Genomic DNA, 16727 nt, shown 5'->3' with positions numbered 1-16727 from the left:
TCTCAAGAGCAATCCGAATATTGCCGCCTGGAACCCGCTTTCCGTCGGTATCGCCTATGCCATGATCGACCGCATCACGCAGGACAAGGTGCCGTTGATCACCATCAACCATGGTCGCACGGATTCCACTGATGGCCGCGTTTTCCCCTATGTCTTTCCGCTGCTGCTCAATCCCTATAGCGAGACCTCGGGCATCGTGAACTACATCGCCTCGAAGCTCGGCGGTCTCGACAAGCTGAAGGGCAAGAAGATCGTCGTGCTGTATCACGGCTCGCCCTACGGCAAGGAAACGATCCCGATCTATGAACTCTTGTCGCAGAAATATGGCTTCGAACTGCAGCAGATCGAGGTGCCGCATCCCGGCAATGAGCAACAGGCGCAATGGCTGACGATCCGCCGCGCCAAGCCGGATTACGTCGTCCTGCGCGGCTGGGGTGTCATGAACCCGGTCGCCCTGAAAACCGCGGCCAAGACCGGCTTTCCTGCCGACCATATCATCGGCAATGTCTGGTCGAACTCGGAAGAGGACGTGATCCCGGCCGGCGACGCCGCGAAGGGATATACCGCCATCACGACCCAAGCCTCCGGCACGGAATATCCGATCGTCCAGGAGATCGTGAAGACGCTCTATGACAACGGCAAGGGCAATCTGGAAGACAAGAAGCGCATCGGCTCCGTCTATCATAATCTCGGTATCGTCAACGGTATCCTGAACGTCGAGGCGATCCGTATTGCCCAGGAAAAGTTCGGACATCGGACTCTGACGGGCGACGAGGTCCGCTGGGGCTTCGAGCACCTGCAGCTTGATCCGGCTCGCGTCGAGGCGCTCGGCGCCAAGGGCCTGTTCCATTCCATAAACGTCACCTGGGACAATCACGAGGGCAACGGCTACGTGACCTTCCAGCAGTGGGACGGCAAGAAGTGGAACGTCGTCTCCGATTGGATTGCGCCGGACTGGGCACTGCTCCGGCCGATCATCGAGAAATCCTCGGAAGCCTACGCCAAGGAAAAGGGCATCAAGTTGCGCACGTCCGAAGACGCACAGGCCGTGACGAACTGAGCCCGGTGGCTGGGCATCGGCAGCGCGGTCCTGCTGCTGTCTGCCGGTGCCCGGCTCGCATACGAAACCACACTGAGATTGGGTGGACCATGGCTGGAAAAGACGTTCTGCTGAGCGTGGACGGGATCAAAGCGACCTACAATGGAGCAATCACGGCGCTTCACGGTGTCAGCTTCACACTGCGCCGCGGCGAGATTCTGGCGCTGCTGGGTGCCAATGGCGCCGGCAAGACGACGACGCTCAAGGCGATTTCGAACCTGCTTCCAGCCGAGCGCGGCGAGATTACCGCCGGCGGCGTCCTGTACGAGGGCCGCGACGTCACCACTGCAACGCCGGCCGAATTGGTGCGCGCCGGCCTCGTGCAGGTCCTTGAGGGCCGGCATTGCTTCCGCAATTTGACCATCGAGGAAAATCTCGTTTCCGGCGGCCTTGGACGGAGCGGCTCGCGCTCCGAGATCGCCGCCGATCTGGAGAGAATATACACGATTTTTCCCCGACTAAAGGAGAAGCGCCGCGCGCTGGCCGGTCTTACCTCGGGCGGTGAACAGCAAATGGCGGCGATCGGCCGTGCGCTGATGTCGCGTCCAAAGCTTTTGGTGCTCGACGAACCGTCCATGGGGCTGGCGCCGATCGTCGTGCAGGACATTTTCCGGACGTTGCGGCGGCTGAATGTTGAAGGCGGTCTTTCCATTCTCGTTGCCGAACAGAATTCGGCGATCGCCCTGCGTTATGCCGACCGCGCGACAGTCCTCGAAAACGGCGCTGCAGTGCTTTCGGGAGATGCGGCCGAGTTGCGCGGACGCGACGACGTCAAGGCATTTTATCTCGGTCAGAAATCCACACCGGCATCCATACCCGCCACAACAAGCCTCCCACAGGCCTGATCGGCCGCCATCGTCAACCAGGAGAATCCATCATGACGCTCTCACAGGTCAATACCGAAAATGCCGTCAAGGCTGTGCCGGCGGTTCCTCGTCCGGCTGAGCCCGCCCATGTCATCAAGGACGATGCCGAGGCAATCGCTGTTGCCCGCCGGCTTGCGGCCGAATTCGTGAAGGACTCCGCCAAGCGCGATCGCGAACGCATTTGGCCCGTCGCCGAGTTGGATGCCTTTTCGCAAAGCGGCCTATGGTCGATCAATGTGCCAAAGGCCTTCGGCGGCCCGGAGGTTTCGTACGCCACGCTTGCAAAGGTCATCGAAATCATATCGGCGGCGGATTCATCGATCGGTCAGATCGCCCAGAACCATCTGGGGGTCGTCGCTGCCATCCGGACTGTATCGGATGTCGCCCAGCAGAAACTCCTGTTTGCCGAGGTGCTGAAAGGCACCCGTTTCGGCAACGCTTTTTCGGAATTCGGTTCCAAACGGGCGGTCGATTTCGAAACGCGCTTCAGCGATGCCGGCGACCACGTTGTCGTCAACGGGCGCAAGTTCTATTCCTCCGGCGCTCTGCTCGCGCATCTTGTGCCGATCGTCGCGCTCGATGACGAAGGGCGGGCCTGGTATGCGATTGCCGAGCGGGATGCGCGGGGGCTCACCGTCATCGATGACTGGTCCTCGTTCGGGCAGCGCACGACGCTGTCCGGCACCGTGCTGCTCGACAACGTCAAGGTGCCGAAGACCCATCTCGTGCCTGGATACAAGGGCTATGAAGTGCCGAGCGCAGATGGTGCGATCTTCCAGATCATCCAGGTTGCCGTCGACACCGGTATCGCACAGGCCGCCATTGACGAGACGGTCGCCTTCGTGCGCACCAAGAGCCGGGCATGGGTGGATAGCGGCCAGGATCATGCCTGGGAGGATCCCTATACAATCCAGGCCGTCGGCGACCTGACGCTGCGCCTGCATGCCGCGCAAGCGCTTTTGGAAAAAGCCGGCTATGCAATCGACCGCGCCGTACTGAACCCCAATGCGGAGACGGTCGCCGAAGCGCAGATCGTCACGGCCGAGGCCAAGATCCTATCGACCGAAATCGCGATTGCTGCGACCAACAAGCTGTTCGAACTCGCAGGCACTCGCTCAACACTCGCCGAGCACAACCTCGATCGCCATTGGCGCAATGCGCGCACCCATACGCTCCATGACCCCGTGCGCTGGAAATACGCCATTCTTGGAAGATATTTCCTGAATGGCGAAAATCCCCCGCTGCATGCGTGGAGTTGACGATCCGCAAAAGTCTCTTGCGCCGTCACGGCGTGAGAGACCTCAAGGTTCGTGGCAAAGTGAACCAAATGCGGCCTCTGCCAAACATATGTCGGAGGCGTTGACGAATAAGCCAATATGATCTGCATTATCAAAAGCCGGAGCAGCCGATGGCGCGCATGGATTCGTCTTCGCGCCGCATTTACCTCCTGGCGGCTTTGACGAATTCGTCGGAAAGGTCGTGCCGCTTTTGCAGGAGCGGGGCGTGTATCCGCACCGAAGGCGGAGAAGAGACGCTCCATGCCAACCTCGGCTTGCCTAAACAGTTGCCGGCGGCTGCCCCGTCAGGCTTGGCGGCGGTGATATGAATGATGACGGCCGCCGGCTGTTGCGAGATCGCCAGCGCTTTCGCTGCGACATCCGGCCCTTCGACACGAAAGGCTCTCCTTTTTAAGGGGGTACTTTGGTCAGGCGGCCGGTTCAACCGACAGTCGCTGTCGTGAGTCGGTTCAGAGATTGCTCATCTCGCCATCGAAACCGATTTTTATTGACACTTACCGGCCCCGCCACTGAGGTTCTAGCGCATTTGGCGCCACAGTTGACGATTTGGCACGGTTCTTGAGTCTCGCTTTGGGATCGATCACGGTGACAAGCGCATTGTCCCTTCCGAACCTCTCGCCGGCTCAAGACTCCACCTAGGAACCGCACGATGCAAAACTCGGCCATGAACACGGAATATCCAGCCATCTCAAACCGCGAAAAAGCATGCCTCGCATGGACTGCGAAAGGTAAATCATCGTGGGCGATCGGGAAGACATTGAGCATATCGGAGCACACGGCAAATTTTCATCTTAGGAATGCCATGCGAAAGCTAAACTGCAGCAGCAGAATGGCTGCTGCATTGAAAGCTGTTGAGCTCGGAATCATTGGATGGCATTAGGAATCTGTAATTCGCATCGGGAAGTGCAGGACTAACCGGAATTCGAGTAGAGGGTCGATGAACGAGAAATATCTTCCCATCGCACCAGCAGGTCAGAAGCTCAGAACGCAGGCGGAGCTCGCCTTAAACCCCCTCCGGCGGGGGGCGGGTATATTAACTTCTGCCTTATCGAATCGAGAAATGGGCAGGTCTCCCCGACTTATGAAACTATCTTGCGGCTATCAAGTTGGGCTTGAGGTCAATATTGCTGAACTCGTTCGAAGCTAAATAAGAGATCTTGCGCGGGGGGCGGATCACTGTCACGGGAAGCGGTTCAGGTATGCGAAAAGAACACGCCGGTACGCATGCGAGATGCTCGCCTCGGATCTGGCGACGAAGCAGTTCACTCCCTTTGTCATAAGACTGAGGCGGGTATGGATGCGCCCGAGCTTCTCTAGCGAGGGTGACGGCTCGGAGGAACAATCCCGCCCACTCCTCGGAATTCTCGTGCTTGCACCGTGTCCAGTCGTCATTTGAGGCCGCCATGGGCAAGACCTGCAACGAGATAACGCTGCAGGAAGAGTGCCACCAGATAGACTGGTGCGATGCCCGCGAGAGAAGCAGCCGCCATCTGTCCGAAATTGACCAGCCGATCCCCCTGGAAGAGCGAGATGCCGACGGGAAGCGTGCGCGTCTCGTCGGAAAAGGTGAAGGCGGAGGCAAAGAGGAACTCGTTATAGGCGAGGACCGAGACAATGATCAGCGTCGCCACGATGCCTGGCACAATGATCGGCACGACGATATGGACAAGGATCCGGAAGGGGCCGGCTCCGTCGACTGCTGCCGCCTGTTCAATCTCCAGCGGCATGCGCCGGAGAAAAGGCGTGAGAAGCCAGAAGGCGACGGGAATATTGGCAAAGCCGTAGAGCATCACAAGTCCGGCATGCGTGTTGAGGAGCCCGGTTGCCTTGAGAAGATAGAACAGGGGAATCAGAGCCACGATCGGTGGCGCCATGTAGCTCGACAGAGTGAGATCACCGAGCCACTTGCCACCGATGCCGAGTCGCAGCACGGCGTAGGCGGCGGGGAGGGTGAGCAGCAACGTCAGGGCGCCGGCGAGCAGCGATACGGCAACGGAGTTGGCTATGAATCCTGAAAGACAGGCAGCCTCGAAGGCGGCCGGCCAATTGTCGAGCGTCGGGCTTGTCGGCAGGAAGTGCCCGCTCAGCACGTCGTCTTTGGTCTTGAAAGAAACCGAGATGAGATACGCGATCGGCAGAGTGAAGAAGATGAAGATCGGCGCGGTCGCGGCAACGAGCAGAATGTCGGAGCGGTTGATCTTCATGCGTCTTTCCTCTCGAGATGCTGGTGAATGCGGATGACGGGCCAGAGCACTGCGCCAATTACCAGACTATAGATCAGGGTCTCGGCGGCGGCGCGGGCGACATCGAACTGTTCCAATGCGCGGCGATAGATGGAGAAGCCGGTCGTCGTAGTGGCAAAGCCCGGACCGCCGAACGTCAGGACATAGACGAGGTCGAAGACCTTGAAGGAGAGAATGAGCTTCAGGAGATAGATTGAGGAGAGCGGCGCCGCCACGAGCGGAAGCGTGATGTGCCAGAAGCGTTGCAGAGGTGATGCTCCATCAATGATCGATGCCTCGTGGACGCCTTCGGGAATGGTCGAAAGGGCGGCGAAGCTAAGGATGACGACGAAGGGCGTCCATTGCCAGACATCGGCAACCGCGATCGCGAACCAGGCAAAGACAGGATCGCCCAGGAAGCTTACGGGCGCGTCGACAATGCCAAGGTTCAGGAGCACCCCGTTCAGGAGCCCTCCGGCCGGCGCGAGGATCAACTTCCATGCGACTCCCACCATCACCGGCGGCGTCATGAGCGGCAGCAGGATCAGGCTTACCAGGAACCGTCCGGCCTTCAGGAGCTGGCTGAAGAGCAAGGCGATCAAAAAGCCGATAGCCAGCTGGGTACTCGCCGTGATGAAAGCATAGGCGATGCTCTTGGTCAGAGAGGTCACAAACAGCGGATCCTGGAGGACGTCCCGCACATGTCGCAATCCGACAAAGCTGCGGAAGGGTTTCCCGAGCGTGCTTTTGCTGAGCGCAAGGGCCACCAGGAAGAGTGTGGGATAGACCAGGGTCGAGGCGAGCCCGAGCAAGATCGGAGAGATCCACAGCCAACCGATGACCCGGTGTGCCGAAATACCGTGATCTGCCGTCGTTGAGGCGGCGCGTCTTCGAGCGGGGGGGAAATCGATCGCAGTCATGTCATCGTGCCTGTGGTCTTCGTCGTTCTTCTCTGGAAAGGCGTGCCCCCTCGGCCGCGAGCCACGCCTTTGGGACTGGTGTACGACGTCCGCAGGTGGGCCGGGGCTCAATGATCAGCCATTGGCTTCGATGATGTTCGTCCAGGACTTATGGGCATCGGCGATCGCCTGTTCGGCACTTTTGGTCCCGGCAAGGGCGAGGGAGAGTTCATCGGTCAGCGCGTTTTCCAGCTTCGGGGCATAAACGGCCGTGGGCCAGGCGAGGCTGTTTTCAAGTGCACCGTCTGCCAGCAGCGGCTGGACGAGCGGCTGGAAGGCCTTGAACTTTTCGGAGTTAAGGCCGGAGTGACGGTCGGGATCGATACCGGAGCCGGTCAGCGTGAGCAGTTGTTCGTGGTAGCCCTTGCTGGTCGCGAGCTTGATCAGTTCCCAGGCGGCGTCCTTGTTCTTCGACCCGCTGGTGATTGCGAAGCCGAAACCGGCGTTGAAGGCAAGACGCGGTGTCTTGTTGGCGCCACCGACTGGAATGCGGGTGACGCCCCACTTGTCGACGATCTTCGAGCCCTTGGGATCCTGGACGTAGCCGCCGAGGTCAGTCCAAAAGTCGATCTGGGCGGCCTTACCGCTGAGGAAGGCGGGTAGACCTTCCTCGAAGCGCGTCTCGAGCGGCGTCGGCAATGCATGCGGTGCGGATGCGAGGAGCGACTTCAGCGCCTCCACGGCTTCGGCGCTGTCGAGGGCCGAGGTGCCGTCTGCTTTCAGGAAGTTGCCGCCAAAGCCGGTGAGGCGGTTGGCATAGGTCGACAGGATGATCACCGGGATCTTCGCGCCCAGGACTGCAGCACCGTAGATACCGTTCTTGGATTCCGCGTCGGTGATGATCTTGGCGTTTTCATTGTATTCGTCCCAGGTCGTTGCTGGCTTGAGGCCATAACGATCGAAGAGTTCCTTGTTGTAGAACAGAAGGTGGCTGTCGCCGTCATAAGGCAGGCCATAGCGACGGCCTTCATGCAGCGTGTACTGGTCATAGATCGTCTGGATGAAGTCGTCGGGTTGGATTTCCGCCTTGTCTTTCTCGATCAAGTCAGTGACGTCCTCGATCACGCCGTCCTCGGCCAACTGGCCCTTGTAGGTATAGAAATAGTCGATGACGTCGAATTCACCGGCTCCAGATTGAAAGTCGAGGGTCGCCTTGACGCTGACCTGGTCGTAGGGAACGGCGGTTACGTTGACCCTCGCACCCGTAAGCTTCTCGAAATCCTCGGAGATCTTCTTGCCTGTGACGACATGCGGCTGAATGATCAGGAGATTGAGGGTGTGTCCGGCGAACCGATTGCCTGCGGCCAGGGCGGAGGACAAGACGCCCGATGAGAGAAGAGGAAGCGCTCCTGATGCCAGCATGGTCTTCAAGACCGTGCGGCGGCGATATGCTTGGTCGATGATGGGGTCGGACATGAATTGATCCTCGGTTGCGATGGTGCGGGCCGCAGGAATGACCACGGAGCGGTATTCCGTGTGGCACCCGCGTCGGCCTTTGGGGGATCATTCGCCAGATAACTCCTGCCGTTAACCAACAGGAATTTAAAGTACACAAAAAACATAGAATTTCTTTTCGGGCGCGACGCTTCGAGCGGCTAGAGCCGAAGTGGCGACGCACGAGCGGATGCTGTCAAATAAGGCCGATCAGCGCGATAACCGAGACGAGAGCCATTCACTGCCCATCAAACTCCGAGAAAAAAATTGCACGAAATAGTCTATAAAAAACATATAATAACTGTTAAATATGTGCAGTGTCTGGATGCTTCGGGGCCAAGCCTGAAATTCGGATGGGATCGAGGAATGACCAAGCAGATACATTTCAACGCCTTCGACATGAACTGCGTGGGTCACCAGTCGCCCGGGCTTTGGGCGCATCCCCGGGACAGATCCTGGAAATACAAGGATCTGGACTACTGGCAAGGTCTTGCGAGGACGCTCGAAAAGGGGGTCTTCGATGGCATCTTCATCGCTGACGTGATCGGCTACTACGACGTCTACAAGGGCAACAACTACCACGCCATCCAACAGGCGGCGCAGATTCCGGTTAATGATCCGATCCAACTCGCGGTCCCGATTGCGCTAGCCACCGAACATCTCGGCATCGGCATCACCGCCTCGATCTCGTTTGAGCACCCCTATCCCTTCGCACGGCGTCTGGCCACCGCCGACCACCTGACAAAGGGGCGCGTCGGCTGGAATATCGTGACCTCCTATCTGGAGAGCGGTGCCAAGAACATTGGACAAGGCGGATTGCGTGCGCATGATAACCGCTACGAAGTGGCGAGCGAATATCTCGAGGTCATCTACAAGCTCCTTGAGGGTTCCTGGGAAGAAGGTGCCGTACTGCGCGACCGCGAGAAACGCATCTTTACCGATCCGTCGAAGGTGCACGAGATCGGCCATAAGGGCCGCTTCTTCGAAGTGCCGGGCTACGCCCTGACCGAGCCGTCGCCGCAGCGTACCCCGGTGCTCTATCAGGCCGGTGCTTCCGGGCCGGGCAAGCAATTCGCGGCGGAGCATGCAGAATGCGTCTTCGTTGCGGCACAGACCAGGACCATTCTGAAGAACTATGTGCGTGATGTCCGGCTGCGGGCGGCGACCGTCGGGCGCGATGCGTCGAAGTTCCGCATCTACAATCTGATGACCGTCATCGTGGACGAAACCGACGAGAAGGCGCGCGCCAAATTCCGCGACTATCTCGATTACGTTTCCTATGATGGCTCGCTGGTTTTCATGTCCGGCTGGACAGGCGTCGACTTTTCGCGCTACGCACCGGACGACCTCGTGCGCAAGGTCGAGACCAACGCCATCCACTCGGCGATCGAGAGCCTTTCGGAAGGCGATCCGAATAAGCGCTGGACGATCAGGGAGCTCGCCGAATGGGGCGGTATCGGCGGTATGGGACCGGTGGTCGTGGGATCGCCCTCCACCATAGCCGACGAGCTGCAGGCCTGGGTTGAGGAGACCGACGTTGACGGCTTCAACCTCGCCTATGCCGTAACTCCCGAGACCTTTGAGGATATCGTCGGCTATCTGGTGCCGGAACTACAGAAGCGCGGGGTCTATCCGACCGGCTATCGCCCCGGAACGCTGCGGGAGAAGCTGTTCGGCGAGGGACCCCATTTGCCCAAGGCCCATCCGGCCGACCGTTACCGCGACATCGAATCCTTCAAACGCAACCAGGCAATTACGCTGGCCAATGCCAGCTGAGGTCCTTAACCGACGAGGTTTTTCCTTATGGGAAGCATCACCGAGACCAAGATTGATCACAGCGTCCATCCGCGCGTCAATTCAACAGACCCATTGTCGCCCCGTCCGCGCCCGGTCAAGCCGGCGCATGTGATCAGGAGCGAAGAGGAGGCTATCCAGATAGCCGAGAAGCTGGCCGCGAGCTTCAAGGTCGGGGCGGCGCTGCGTGACCGGGAGGGACTGCTTCCGATCGCCGAGCTCGACGCGTATTCGCAAAGCGGTCTCTGGAGCATCAACGTGCCGAAAGCTTATGGCGGTCCGGAAGTCTCCTATGCCACGCTCGCAAAGGTGATCGCCATCATCGCTGCGGCCGATCCGGCCATCGCGCAGATCACTCAGAACCATCTGGCGATCGTCGCGACCGTCGATCTCGACGGCACGGAAGGGCAGAAGAAACTGTTCTTCGGCTGGGCGCTCGAAGGGATCCGTTACGGCAACGCCTTCTCCGAACTGAAGAGCAAGACCGTCGCCGATTTCGAGACCAAGGTCGTTCATGATGGCGACGACGTGGTCGTCAACGGAGAGAAATTCTACACGACTGGCGCGCTCCTTGCCCATATCGTGCCGATCGTCGGCGTCGACGAGACTGGCCAGGGCTATCTCGTCTTTGCCGACCGCGACGCCCCCGGTCTCACCGTCACCAACAACTGGTCGAGCTTCGGTCAGCGCACCACCGCGTCGGGTTCGGTTAAGATCGAAAACGTGCGCGTGCCTAAGGCTCGGGCGCTGAAGGTCACCTCTTTCGACCATCCGACAGTCGGCGGCCCTGTCTCGCAGATCATCCAGTCGGCGATCGATGTCGGCATCGCCCGGGGCACGATCGACGATACGATCGAGTTCGTCAGCAAGTATAGCCGGCCTTGGATCGACAGCGGCAAGGCGACCGCCGGCGAAGACCTCTTCACCATTGCCCAGATCGGCGACCTGAAGATCAAGCTGCATGCGGCCGAAGCGCTGCTAGAGATCGCCGGGCACGCCATCGATGTGGCGCGCGCCAATCCGACGCTGGAGACGGTCTCGGAAGCAACGATCAAGACAGGCGAGTCCAAGGTTCTGACGACGGAGATTGCGATCCTGTCAACGAACAAGCTGTTCGAACTTGCAGGAACCCGCTCGACCCTCGCCGAGCACGGACTTGACCGCCACTGGCGCAATGCCCGCGTCCATACGCTGCATGATCCAGTGCGCTGGAAGTTCTACCATGTCGGCAATTATTATCTGAACCGCGTCCACCCGCCGCGCCACGCCTGGAACTGACCCCAAGATGAGCACAAATGATCGCAAGCTGCACCGGGATGCAGCGCTCACCGCCGGCCGTCCCGCGCCGCGCATAGCCGCGCGCGGGGGCCTGGCCCATGTCATCCGCGATGATGCGGAGGCCATCCAGATCGCGACGGACCTTGCGCTTGAATTCGCGGTCGGTGCCGCTCAGCGCGACCGCGAACGACGCCTTCCGCTTGCGGAGATCGACCGCTTCTCGCAAAGCGGTCTCTGGGCAATCACCATCCCGAAGGAATATGGCGGCGCCGGCGTCTCTGCGGTGACGCTGGCCGAGGTCACCGCCATCATCTCGGCTGCGGACTCTTCAATCGGGCAGATCCCGCAAAATCATTTCTACATGGTAGAGGCGCTGCGACTGACCGGCAGCGAGGAGCAGAAGCAGCACTATTTCCGGGGCGTGCTGCAGGGTGACCGTCTTGGCAACGCCTTCACAGAGATCGGCACGAAGACGCCGGTCGACTTTAAGACGCATTTCGCCGAGCGCGACGGAAAACTCTATCTGAACGGCCAGAAGTTTTACGCGACCGGCTCACTGTTCGCCCATATCGTCGTCGCTGTGGCGAAGGGACCGAATGGCCGCGTCCATTTGGTCTTCATGGACCGGGCTGCTCCGGGGCTCGGCTTCGTCGACGACTGGTCGTCCTTCGGGCAGCGTTCGACAGGGAGCGGGACCGTCACCTTCGACGACGTCGAGGTGGCGCCGTTTCAGATCGTTGACCATGATGGAAGCTTCGAACAGCCGACGCCGATGGGTCCTTTTGCGCAGATAATCCATGCTGCTGTGCAAGTCGGCATCGCGCGCGGGGCGCTCGCGGAGACGATTTCCTACGTTCGTGCCCATGCACGGCCATTTTTTGAACTGACGATCGAGCACGGTTATGAGGATCCGCACACCATACATGGCGTCGGCGACGTCGCGATCAGAGTGCATGCGGCCGACGCGCTGCTCAAAAGGGCGGGGCGGATCATCGACCGCGCCATCGCAGAACCGACGGCGGCGAGCGTAGCGCAGGCATCCGTTGCTGTCGCGGAGGTTAAGGCGCTCGGGACGGAAGTGGCACAGCTTGCCGCCACCAAGCTTATCGAGTTCGGTGGTGCGCGCTCGACGCTCGAAGGCTATGGGCTCGACCGCTTTTGGCGTAATGCCCGCACGCATTCCCTGCATGATCCGGTGCGCTGGAAATATCACCATATCGGAAACTTCTATCTGAATGGCATCCTGCCCCCGCGGCATGGCGCCCTCTGATTTTCAGATTACCTATCGAATTCTGTGGAGATCCGAATGAGATCGCCTTGGCGCTCTGATATCGGTGACGGGTCTGGCCTATGGTACAAACGACCCTGCGCACCGGATAAACGTCTCCGCAGGTAAGATGACACTCTTTCCGGAGCGACCCGACGATTTCCTGAACTGCTCGCAGAGTGTTCGACCGAGGTTGCCGACGAAAGACTGATCGGTCGAGATGGCCTGCCTTATCCCTGGCGTTCCGTTTTCGGTGACTATGTGGCTGCCCGACTGCGCCCCTTGATCGCAGAGGGTCGGATCGTGCACTGCCGAGCCACAATCCAGACAGTTGGCCGAGACGGTCAGGAATATCGCTTGCAGGCTGCCGACTGATCCGAGATTCGAGCCGATTTCCTGGTCCTTGCCGTCAGCCATCCGCCGCCGGCTTTGCCCACGTCCTCGTGCCGTTGCGCGGAGACGGCAAACTCGTCATGGATGTCACGGTCGCTGGTGCGCTGGCCCCATCGCGGCGACCGACCATGTGCTGATTATCGGGAACGGACGGACCGGGCAGACGTCGTGGCATCGCTGAAGCGTCGCGGACGTTATGGCCACATCATCCATCTCTCGGCGCGGTCTTCGTTCGCGCGGGCACAGCCGGCCGGACAGGAGGCGCTGGGCGATCTCGTGACGGAACCCGCAATGACGGCGAGCCGCCTCTTGCGGCACGTGCGCACAGCGGACAGGAAGGCTGAGGCCAAGGGACTGTCCTGGCACTGTGTGCTCGATGCTGTTCGCTTGCAGGGACAAGAAGTGTGGGCCGCTTTGCCGATGGCCGAACGCCGGCCGATCGCCCGCCATGTCAGGCCGTTCTGGGACGTCCACCGCTTCCGCATCCGCCGCAGGTGGAGGATGTCATCAATGATGAGCTCTCCAGCGGCAAACTTGAGATCCTCGCCGCTTCAGTAGCGGCGGTTGAGAGAACCGGCTCCAGCTTCAAGGTGAGCCTACGACAACGGCACAGGCGAGATAGTCGGGAAATCATGGTCGAGGCCATCGTCGTGACAACAGGGCCGGGGCATGGCGCTATTCTCGAGAGCCAGGACTTTTTACGCGACCTTAGCGTCGCCGGCCTCCTGCAGCCCTGCCCGACGTGGCTCGGTATCGCCTGCAATGGTAAAGCACATTCGATCTCTCGAGGGAGTGAAGCCGTGTCTAATGTGCTCATTGCCGGCCCCTTGGCCGAGGAACCTCTGGTGAACTGATGGGTCTGCCCCAGGTCACCGAACACGCCGTGTTCGGTGCGAACCGTATCAGACAGACACTTACTGATCACTTCGGTCACTAAGACCGCCGCAAGAGAACCGATCTTTTCGAAAGCCGCACGATAGTTGGAAGAAAATTGCTTATGAAAACTATAGAATTTAATAATATCGAGAAAATCTGTAACGGTTCTGCCGCTTTTGACAGGAATGGGAATGACGGTAATCGATAGGCCTCTCGACTTTCTTTGGTTCATCCCTTCGTCCGGTGACGGTGCGTATCTGGGGTCGGACGATCTCAGCCGCCCGGCGGATCCCGCCTATTTCCGCGAAATCGCGAAGGCTGCCGACCGGCTGGGATATTCCGGCGTGCTTATCCCAACGGGGGCGGCGTGCGAAGAATCCTTCATTCTGGCCGCCGATCTCGCCGCCCATACCGAGCGACTGAAATTTCTGGTGGCCATTCGGCCGGGTACGGCATCGCCGGCTTATTATGCGCGCCTTGCCGCGACGCTCGACCGCGTTTCCAATGGCCGCCTGCTGATTAACATCGTGGTCGGCGGCAGTGCCCAGGAGCTCGCCGGTGACGGCATTTTCCTGCCGCATGACGAACGCTACGATCATGCGGGCGAGTTCTTCCAGGTGTTCAACTCGCTGGTCGAGACCGGAAAGGCCAACCTCGACGGCAAGTATATCAAGGCCATCGATGCGAGACTTGGCCTGCCGCCTATACAGGAACCGCGCCCTCCGCTCTATTTCGGCGGATCGTCCGACGCTGCAATTGCGTTTTCCGGCGGTATCACCGACAAGTACCTGACCTGGGGCGAACCGCCGGCGCAAGTGGCAGAGAAGATTGCCAAGGTCCGCCAGGCCGCCGCGGCGAAGGGCAAGCACGTCAGCTTCGGCATCCGTCTTCACTTCATCGTTCGCGAGACCGATGAAGAGGCCTGGGCCGCGGCCGACCGGCTGATTTCCAAGCTTTCCGACGAAACGATTGCCGCAGCGCAGGAAGTGTTCGCGAAGAGCTCGGATTCGGTCGGCCAGGCGCGCATGGTCGCCCTGCATCAGGGACGCCGCGAAAAGCTCGAAGTCTCTCCCAATCTCTGGGCGGGGATTGGTCTCGTCCGCACGGGTGCGGGGACCGCACTGGTCGGATCTCCGAAGACCATCGCGGAACGTCTCCGGGAATATCAGGAGCTCGGGATCGATACCGTCATCGCCTCCGGCTATCCGCACCTGGAAGAAGCCTACCGGGTTTGCGAGTTGCTCTTCCCCGAAATAGGCCTGCCCGGCCCTCATGGGCAGATCCGCTCCGCATTCGGCGAACACCGGGTCTTTGGGGGAGGCGGACATGGCGGAAACGTGAAGATCGCATCCGCCTCCTGAAGAATTTACCGGCGAGCTCCTCCTGTCTGGAAGGAGCGCACAATGGCTGCCGCTGGGAGCCGAACCAGAAACCGACGCGGGCGGAGAAGTCGATCCACGGGCCCCGTTGGGATCTTTCATTAGACCTCGTTATTTAGGAGGAGACGGCCGTTTCAGAAGAGTGATTGACTCTAACGCCCCAAATCGCATGGGAAAGGTCTGCTTGCGCTAAATATTGCCTGCGGGCTACCCTCGACAACAGACTGTAGTCTCGTGTCCACCTCGCTCAAATGACCGACGTCTGAGCCGATCAATTCGAAGAGGTGATGGTTCAAGAAGCTGTAGAGATCAGCCGCTAGCCGGGCTGCCTCTTCTCCAAGGCAGGCCAGGTCGTAGATTCGATTGCCAGACCGGGCCTCGACCGTATGCCACAAAAGCGCCTTGCTGACGGAAATGGCGATAACATCCAGGCAAGGAAGACTGACGCCGTCGCTGACATCGAGCTGTACGGTCGCGGAAAACGATGAGTTAAAGCGGCACCTTCCATTTTCCCTATGGAAGGAGGGGTGCAAAGAAACCAGGCTGGTATGTTCGAACGCGCTCAAACATCAGAGCTCACGTGCTACCAGAAAATTCAATCCGGTAGCCACGCGCAATCAATCCAGTGCCGTTCATACCGTTTCGCGAATTCTGTCATCTCCCGGACATTCGCTTGAGGGGTTTGGCAGGCGCGGGCGCAGGTGGTGACCACATCCCGGTAAAAAGTAGGGGAGACCGGCCGAATGCCCTCGTAGTTCATGATCAGGTCGGGAAGGCGCTCCGCGATTGCCTCGCCACGGCGCGCCATGACAACGGTCGGCGGCGTTCCATATGCATTGATCAAGACGTATCGCCAGCTCGGATCTGCCTCTCCCTGCGCGGGAACGAGTTCACAAGGACAAGCATCACCACCGCCGGAAATCTCCTGATAGATCGCGTCGAGCGCCTGTGCTTTTCTGGCGATCAGGACGTAAGGTCCCGAAGGAGTGTAGCCGCCCATCCGCTCGTCATACGCGACGCCCAACAGGCGTGAAAGGTCGTAGCGGGCCGTTCTGTCCAGGGAGGAGCGTTCCGAGAGAAACCATTGGAGTTGTCGCAGGGTAACGCCGACCGTAGCCGCAATCTCTTTCGGCGGATTGGGCCAGCAGGCGACCAGATTTTTGGCGATTTCCGCCGTATTGTCGTGCTCTTCATAAGCTGGAAACTCGTCATCATCGTCCATGTCGCCTAATGGCTCCTCTCCCGAAAGCAGCCAGGTTCTGCCGCATAAGTTGTCATGGTGAAAATAACGCGGCCGATCGGGCGGCAGCGAGATCTCCCAGGATGACAGCCATGGACCGACTTCCCAATCGACGTCTTCGAGGGGAATGGATGGCGGGGTGCGCATTGGCAACTCCAGCCACCGCTCGATGTTCTCGAGTTTTCGGTTGCTGAGCCTGCGAGGACCCCGGCCGGCCCTCCAGTCGTGATCCTTATGTGCATCGCGGCAAAGGGCCTCGACGGACGCGGCCAGAGACGGATCAACCGGGTCGTGCTTCTTCACTAACCATCTAGTACCCCTCCGCAGAGATTATGACTCTTTGACTGGATAGGCCTTGTGGAGTTTTTCACGGGCTTTTTCGGTGGTGAACATCCATTGGATTTGTGCCCTTTGCGCGTTTCTCTGCTGCTGCCAAGCATTGATCTCTGCAATCATCCTGTGTTTGTCGTCGATCCTGCGGTCGAGGCATTGGCTTTTCAAAACGCCAATCTCGATCTCGACCATATTCAGCCAACTTGCGTGTTTCGGCGTGTGGTGGAATTCAAGCCGCTTGAGCACACGACGGGCTTCGGCGGCAGGAAACGCGTCGTATAGCGCGCCG

At 59.6% G+C, this 16727-nt stretch carries 15 protein-coding genes; 10 read left to right on the top strand and 5 right to left on the bottom strand.

Annotation, left to right across the window (positions count from 1 at the left end; genetic code table 11):
- From PH547_RS32670 to PH547_RS32655, 4 genes are all read left to right on the top strand, one after another.
- A partial coding sequence (locus PH547_RS32670) for an ABC transporter substrate-binding protein (protein WP_285170390.1) occupies positions 1–1060 on the top strand: 1060 nt, incomplete at its 5' end.
- A gap of 89 nt (positions 1061–1149) precedes the next feature.
- The gene (locus PH547_RS32665; protein WP_004119942.1) at positions 1150–1944 is read left to right on the top strand and encodes an ABC transporter ATP-binding protein; all 795 of its coding nucleotides are present in this window, start codon (positions 1150–1152) and stop codon (positions 1942–1944) included.
- Positions 1945–1976: 32 nt separating this feature from the next.
- Positions 1977–3224 carry an SfnB family sulfur acquisition oxidoreductase gene (locus tag PH547_RS32660; protein WP_004119945.1) on the top strand — a complete coding sequence of 416 codons (1248 nt, stop codon included), beginning with the start codon at positions 1977–1979 and terminating at the stop codon, positions 3222–3224.
- 688 nt (positions 3225–3912) lie between these two features.
- Positions 3913–4143: a response regulator transcription factor gene (locus tag PH547_RS32655; RefSeq protein ID WP_082960276.1), complete on the top strand. Its 231-nt coding sequence runs from the start codon at positions 3913–3915 to the stop codon at positions 4141–4143.
- Positions 4144–4651: 508 nt separating this feature from the next.
- Here PH547_RS32655 and PH547_RS32650 read toward each other — a convergent pair.
- The 3 genes from PH547_RS32650 to PH547_RS32640 form a co-directional block, all read right to left on the bottom strand.
- Positions 4652–5467: a carbohydrate ABC transporter permease gene (locus tag PH547_RS32650; protein WP_004119950.1), complete on the bottom strand. Its 816-nt coding sequence runs from the start codon at positions 5465–5467 to the stop codon at positions 4652–4654.
- A complete protein-coding gene (locus tag PH547_RS32645; protein ID WP_015341969.1) occupies positions 5464–6405 on the bottom strand; it encodes a carbohydrate ABC transporter permease in 942 nt (313 codons plus the stop codon). Before PH547_RS32645 ends, PH547_RS32650 begins: the two co-directional genes overlap by 4 nt.
- A gap of 114 nt (positions 6406–6519) precedes the next feature.
- Positions 6520–7860: an ABC transporter substrate-binding protein gene (locus PH547_RS32640; protein WP_065091789.1), complete on the bottom strand. Its 1341-nt coding sequence runs from the start codon at positions 7858–7860 to the stop codon at positions 6520–6522.
- Positions 7861–8244: 384 nt separating this feature from the next.
- Here PH547_RS32640 and PH547_RS32635 point away from each other — a divergent pair, with 384 nt between their 5' ends.
- The 6 genes from PH547_RS32635 (at position 8245) to ssuD (ending at position 14847) form a co-directional block, all read left to right on the top strand.
- Positions 8245–9654, top strand: a complete 1410-nt coding sequence (locus PH547_RS32635; RefSeq protein WP_004119959.1) for an LLM class flavin-dependent oxidoreductase — start codon at positions 8245–8247, stop codon at positions 9652–9654.
- A 27-nt stretch (positions 9655–9681) separates the two neighbouring features.
- Complete coding sequence (locus PH547_RS32630) at positions 9682–10950, top strand: SfnB family sulfur acquisition oxidoreductase (RefSeq protein WP_004119961.1); 1269 nt, start codon at positions 9682–9684, stop codon at positions 10948–10950.
- A gap of 7 nt (positions 10951–10957) precedes the next feature.
- Positions 10958–12220: an SfnB family sulfur acquisition oxidoreductase gene (locus tag PH547_RS32625; RefSeq protein WP_004119965.1), complete on the top strand. Its 1263-nt coding sequence runs from the start codon at positions 10958–10960 to the stop codon at positions 12218–12220.
- Between the two features lie 64 nt (positions 12221–12284).
- Positions 12285–12428, top strand: a complete 144-nt coding sequence (locus tag PH547_RS33910; protein ID WP_157385366.1) for an FAD/NAD(P)-binding protein — start codon at positions 12285–12287, stop codon at positions 12426–12428.
- Between the two features lie 586 nt (positions 12429–13014).
- Positions 13015–13464, top strand: coding sequence for an FAD/NAD(P)-binding protein (locus PH547_RS32620; protein ID WP_135488289.1), 450 nt, complete (start codon positions 13015–13017; stop codon positions 13462–13464).
- Positions 13465–13677: 213 nt separating this feature from the next.
- Positions 13678–14847 (top strand): FMNH2-dependent alkanesulfonate monooxygenase, encoded by a 1170-nt coding sequence (ssuD, locus tag PH547_RS32615; RefSeq protein ID WP_004119972.1) that lies wholly within the window; start codon positions 13678–13680, stop codon positions 14845–14847.
- A gap of 613 nt (positions 14848–15460) precedes the next feature.
- On the opposite strand, the gene PH547_RS32610 is transcribed toward ssuD, so the two are convergent.
- A complete protein-coding gene (locus tag PH547_RS32610) occupies positions 15461–16252 on the bottom strand; it encodes a hypothetical protein (protein ID WP_065091784.1) in 792 nt (263 codons plus the stop codon).
- A 183-nt stretch (positions 16253–16435) separates the two neighbouring features.
- Positions 16436–16727, bottom strand: a 292-nt coding sequence (locus PH547_RS32605; RefSeq protein ID WP_285170387.1) for a transposase, incomplete at its 5' end; no start/stop codon positions are given.

The sequence above is a fragment of the Rhizobium cerradonense genome, from assembly GCF_030182455.1.
In the GTDB taxonomy this organism is placed as follows: Bacteria; Pseudomonadota; Alphaproteobacteria; order Rhizobiales; family Rhizobiaceae; genus Rhizobium.
This window is presented reverse-complemented; position numbering and strand designations above follow the sequence as displayed.

Bases quoted from the DNA above. Each gene is read 5' to 3' on its own strand.
- PH547_RS32665 (WP_004119942.1), top strand. From the start codon at position 1,150: ATGGCTGGAAAAGACGTTCTGCTGAGCGTGGACGGGATCAAAGCGACC.
- PH547_RS32660 (WP_004119945.1), top strand. From the start codon at position 1,977: ATGACGCTCTCACAGGTCAATACCGAAAATGCCGTCAAGGCTGTGCCG.
- PH547_RS32655 (WP_082960276.1), top strand. From the start codon at position 3,913: ATGCAAAACTCGGCCATGAACACGGAATATCCAGCCATCTCAAACCGC.
- PH547_RS32650 (WP_004119950.1), bottom strand. From the start codon at position 5,467: ATGAAGATCAACCGCTCCGACATTCTGCTCGTTGCCGCGACCGCGCCG.
- PH547_RS32645 (WP_015341969.1), bottom strand. From the start codon at position 6,405: ATGACTGCGATCGATTTCCCCCCCGCTCGAAGACGCGCCGCCTCAACG.
- PH547_RS32640 (WP_065091789.1), bottom strand. From the start codon at position 7,860: ATGTCCGACCCCATCATCGACCAAGCATATCGCCGCCGCACGGTCTTG.
- PH547_RS32635 (WP_004119959.1), top strand. From the start codon at position 8,245: ATGACCAAGCAGATACATTTCAACGCCTTCGACATGAACTGCGTGGGT.
- PH547_RS32630 (WP_004119961.1), top strand. From the start codon at position 9,682: ATGGGAAGCATCACCGAGACCAAGATTGATCACAGCGTCCATCCGCGC.
- PH547_RS32625 (WP_004119965.1), top strand. From the start codon at position 10,958: ATGAGCACAAATGATCGCAAGCTGCACCGGGATGCAGCGCTCACCGCC.
- ssuD (WP_004119972.1), top strand. From the start codon at position 13,678: ATGACGGTAATCGATAGGCCTCTCGACTTTCTTTGGTTCATCCCTTCG.
- PH547_RS32610 (WP_065091784.1), bottom strand. From the start codon at position 16,252: ATGCGCACCCCGCCATCCATTCCCCTCGAAGACGTCGATTGGGAAGTC.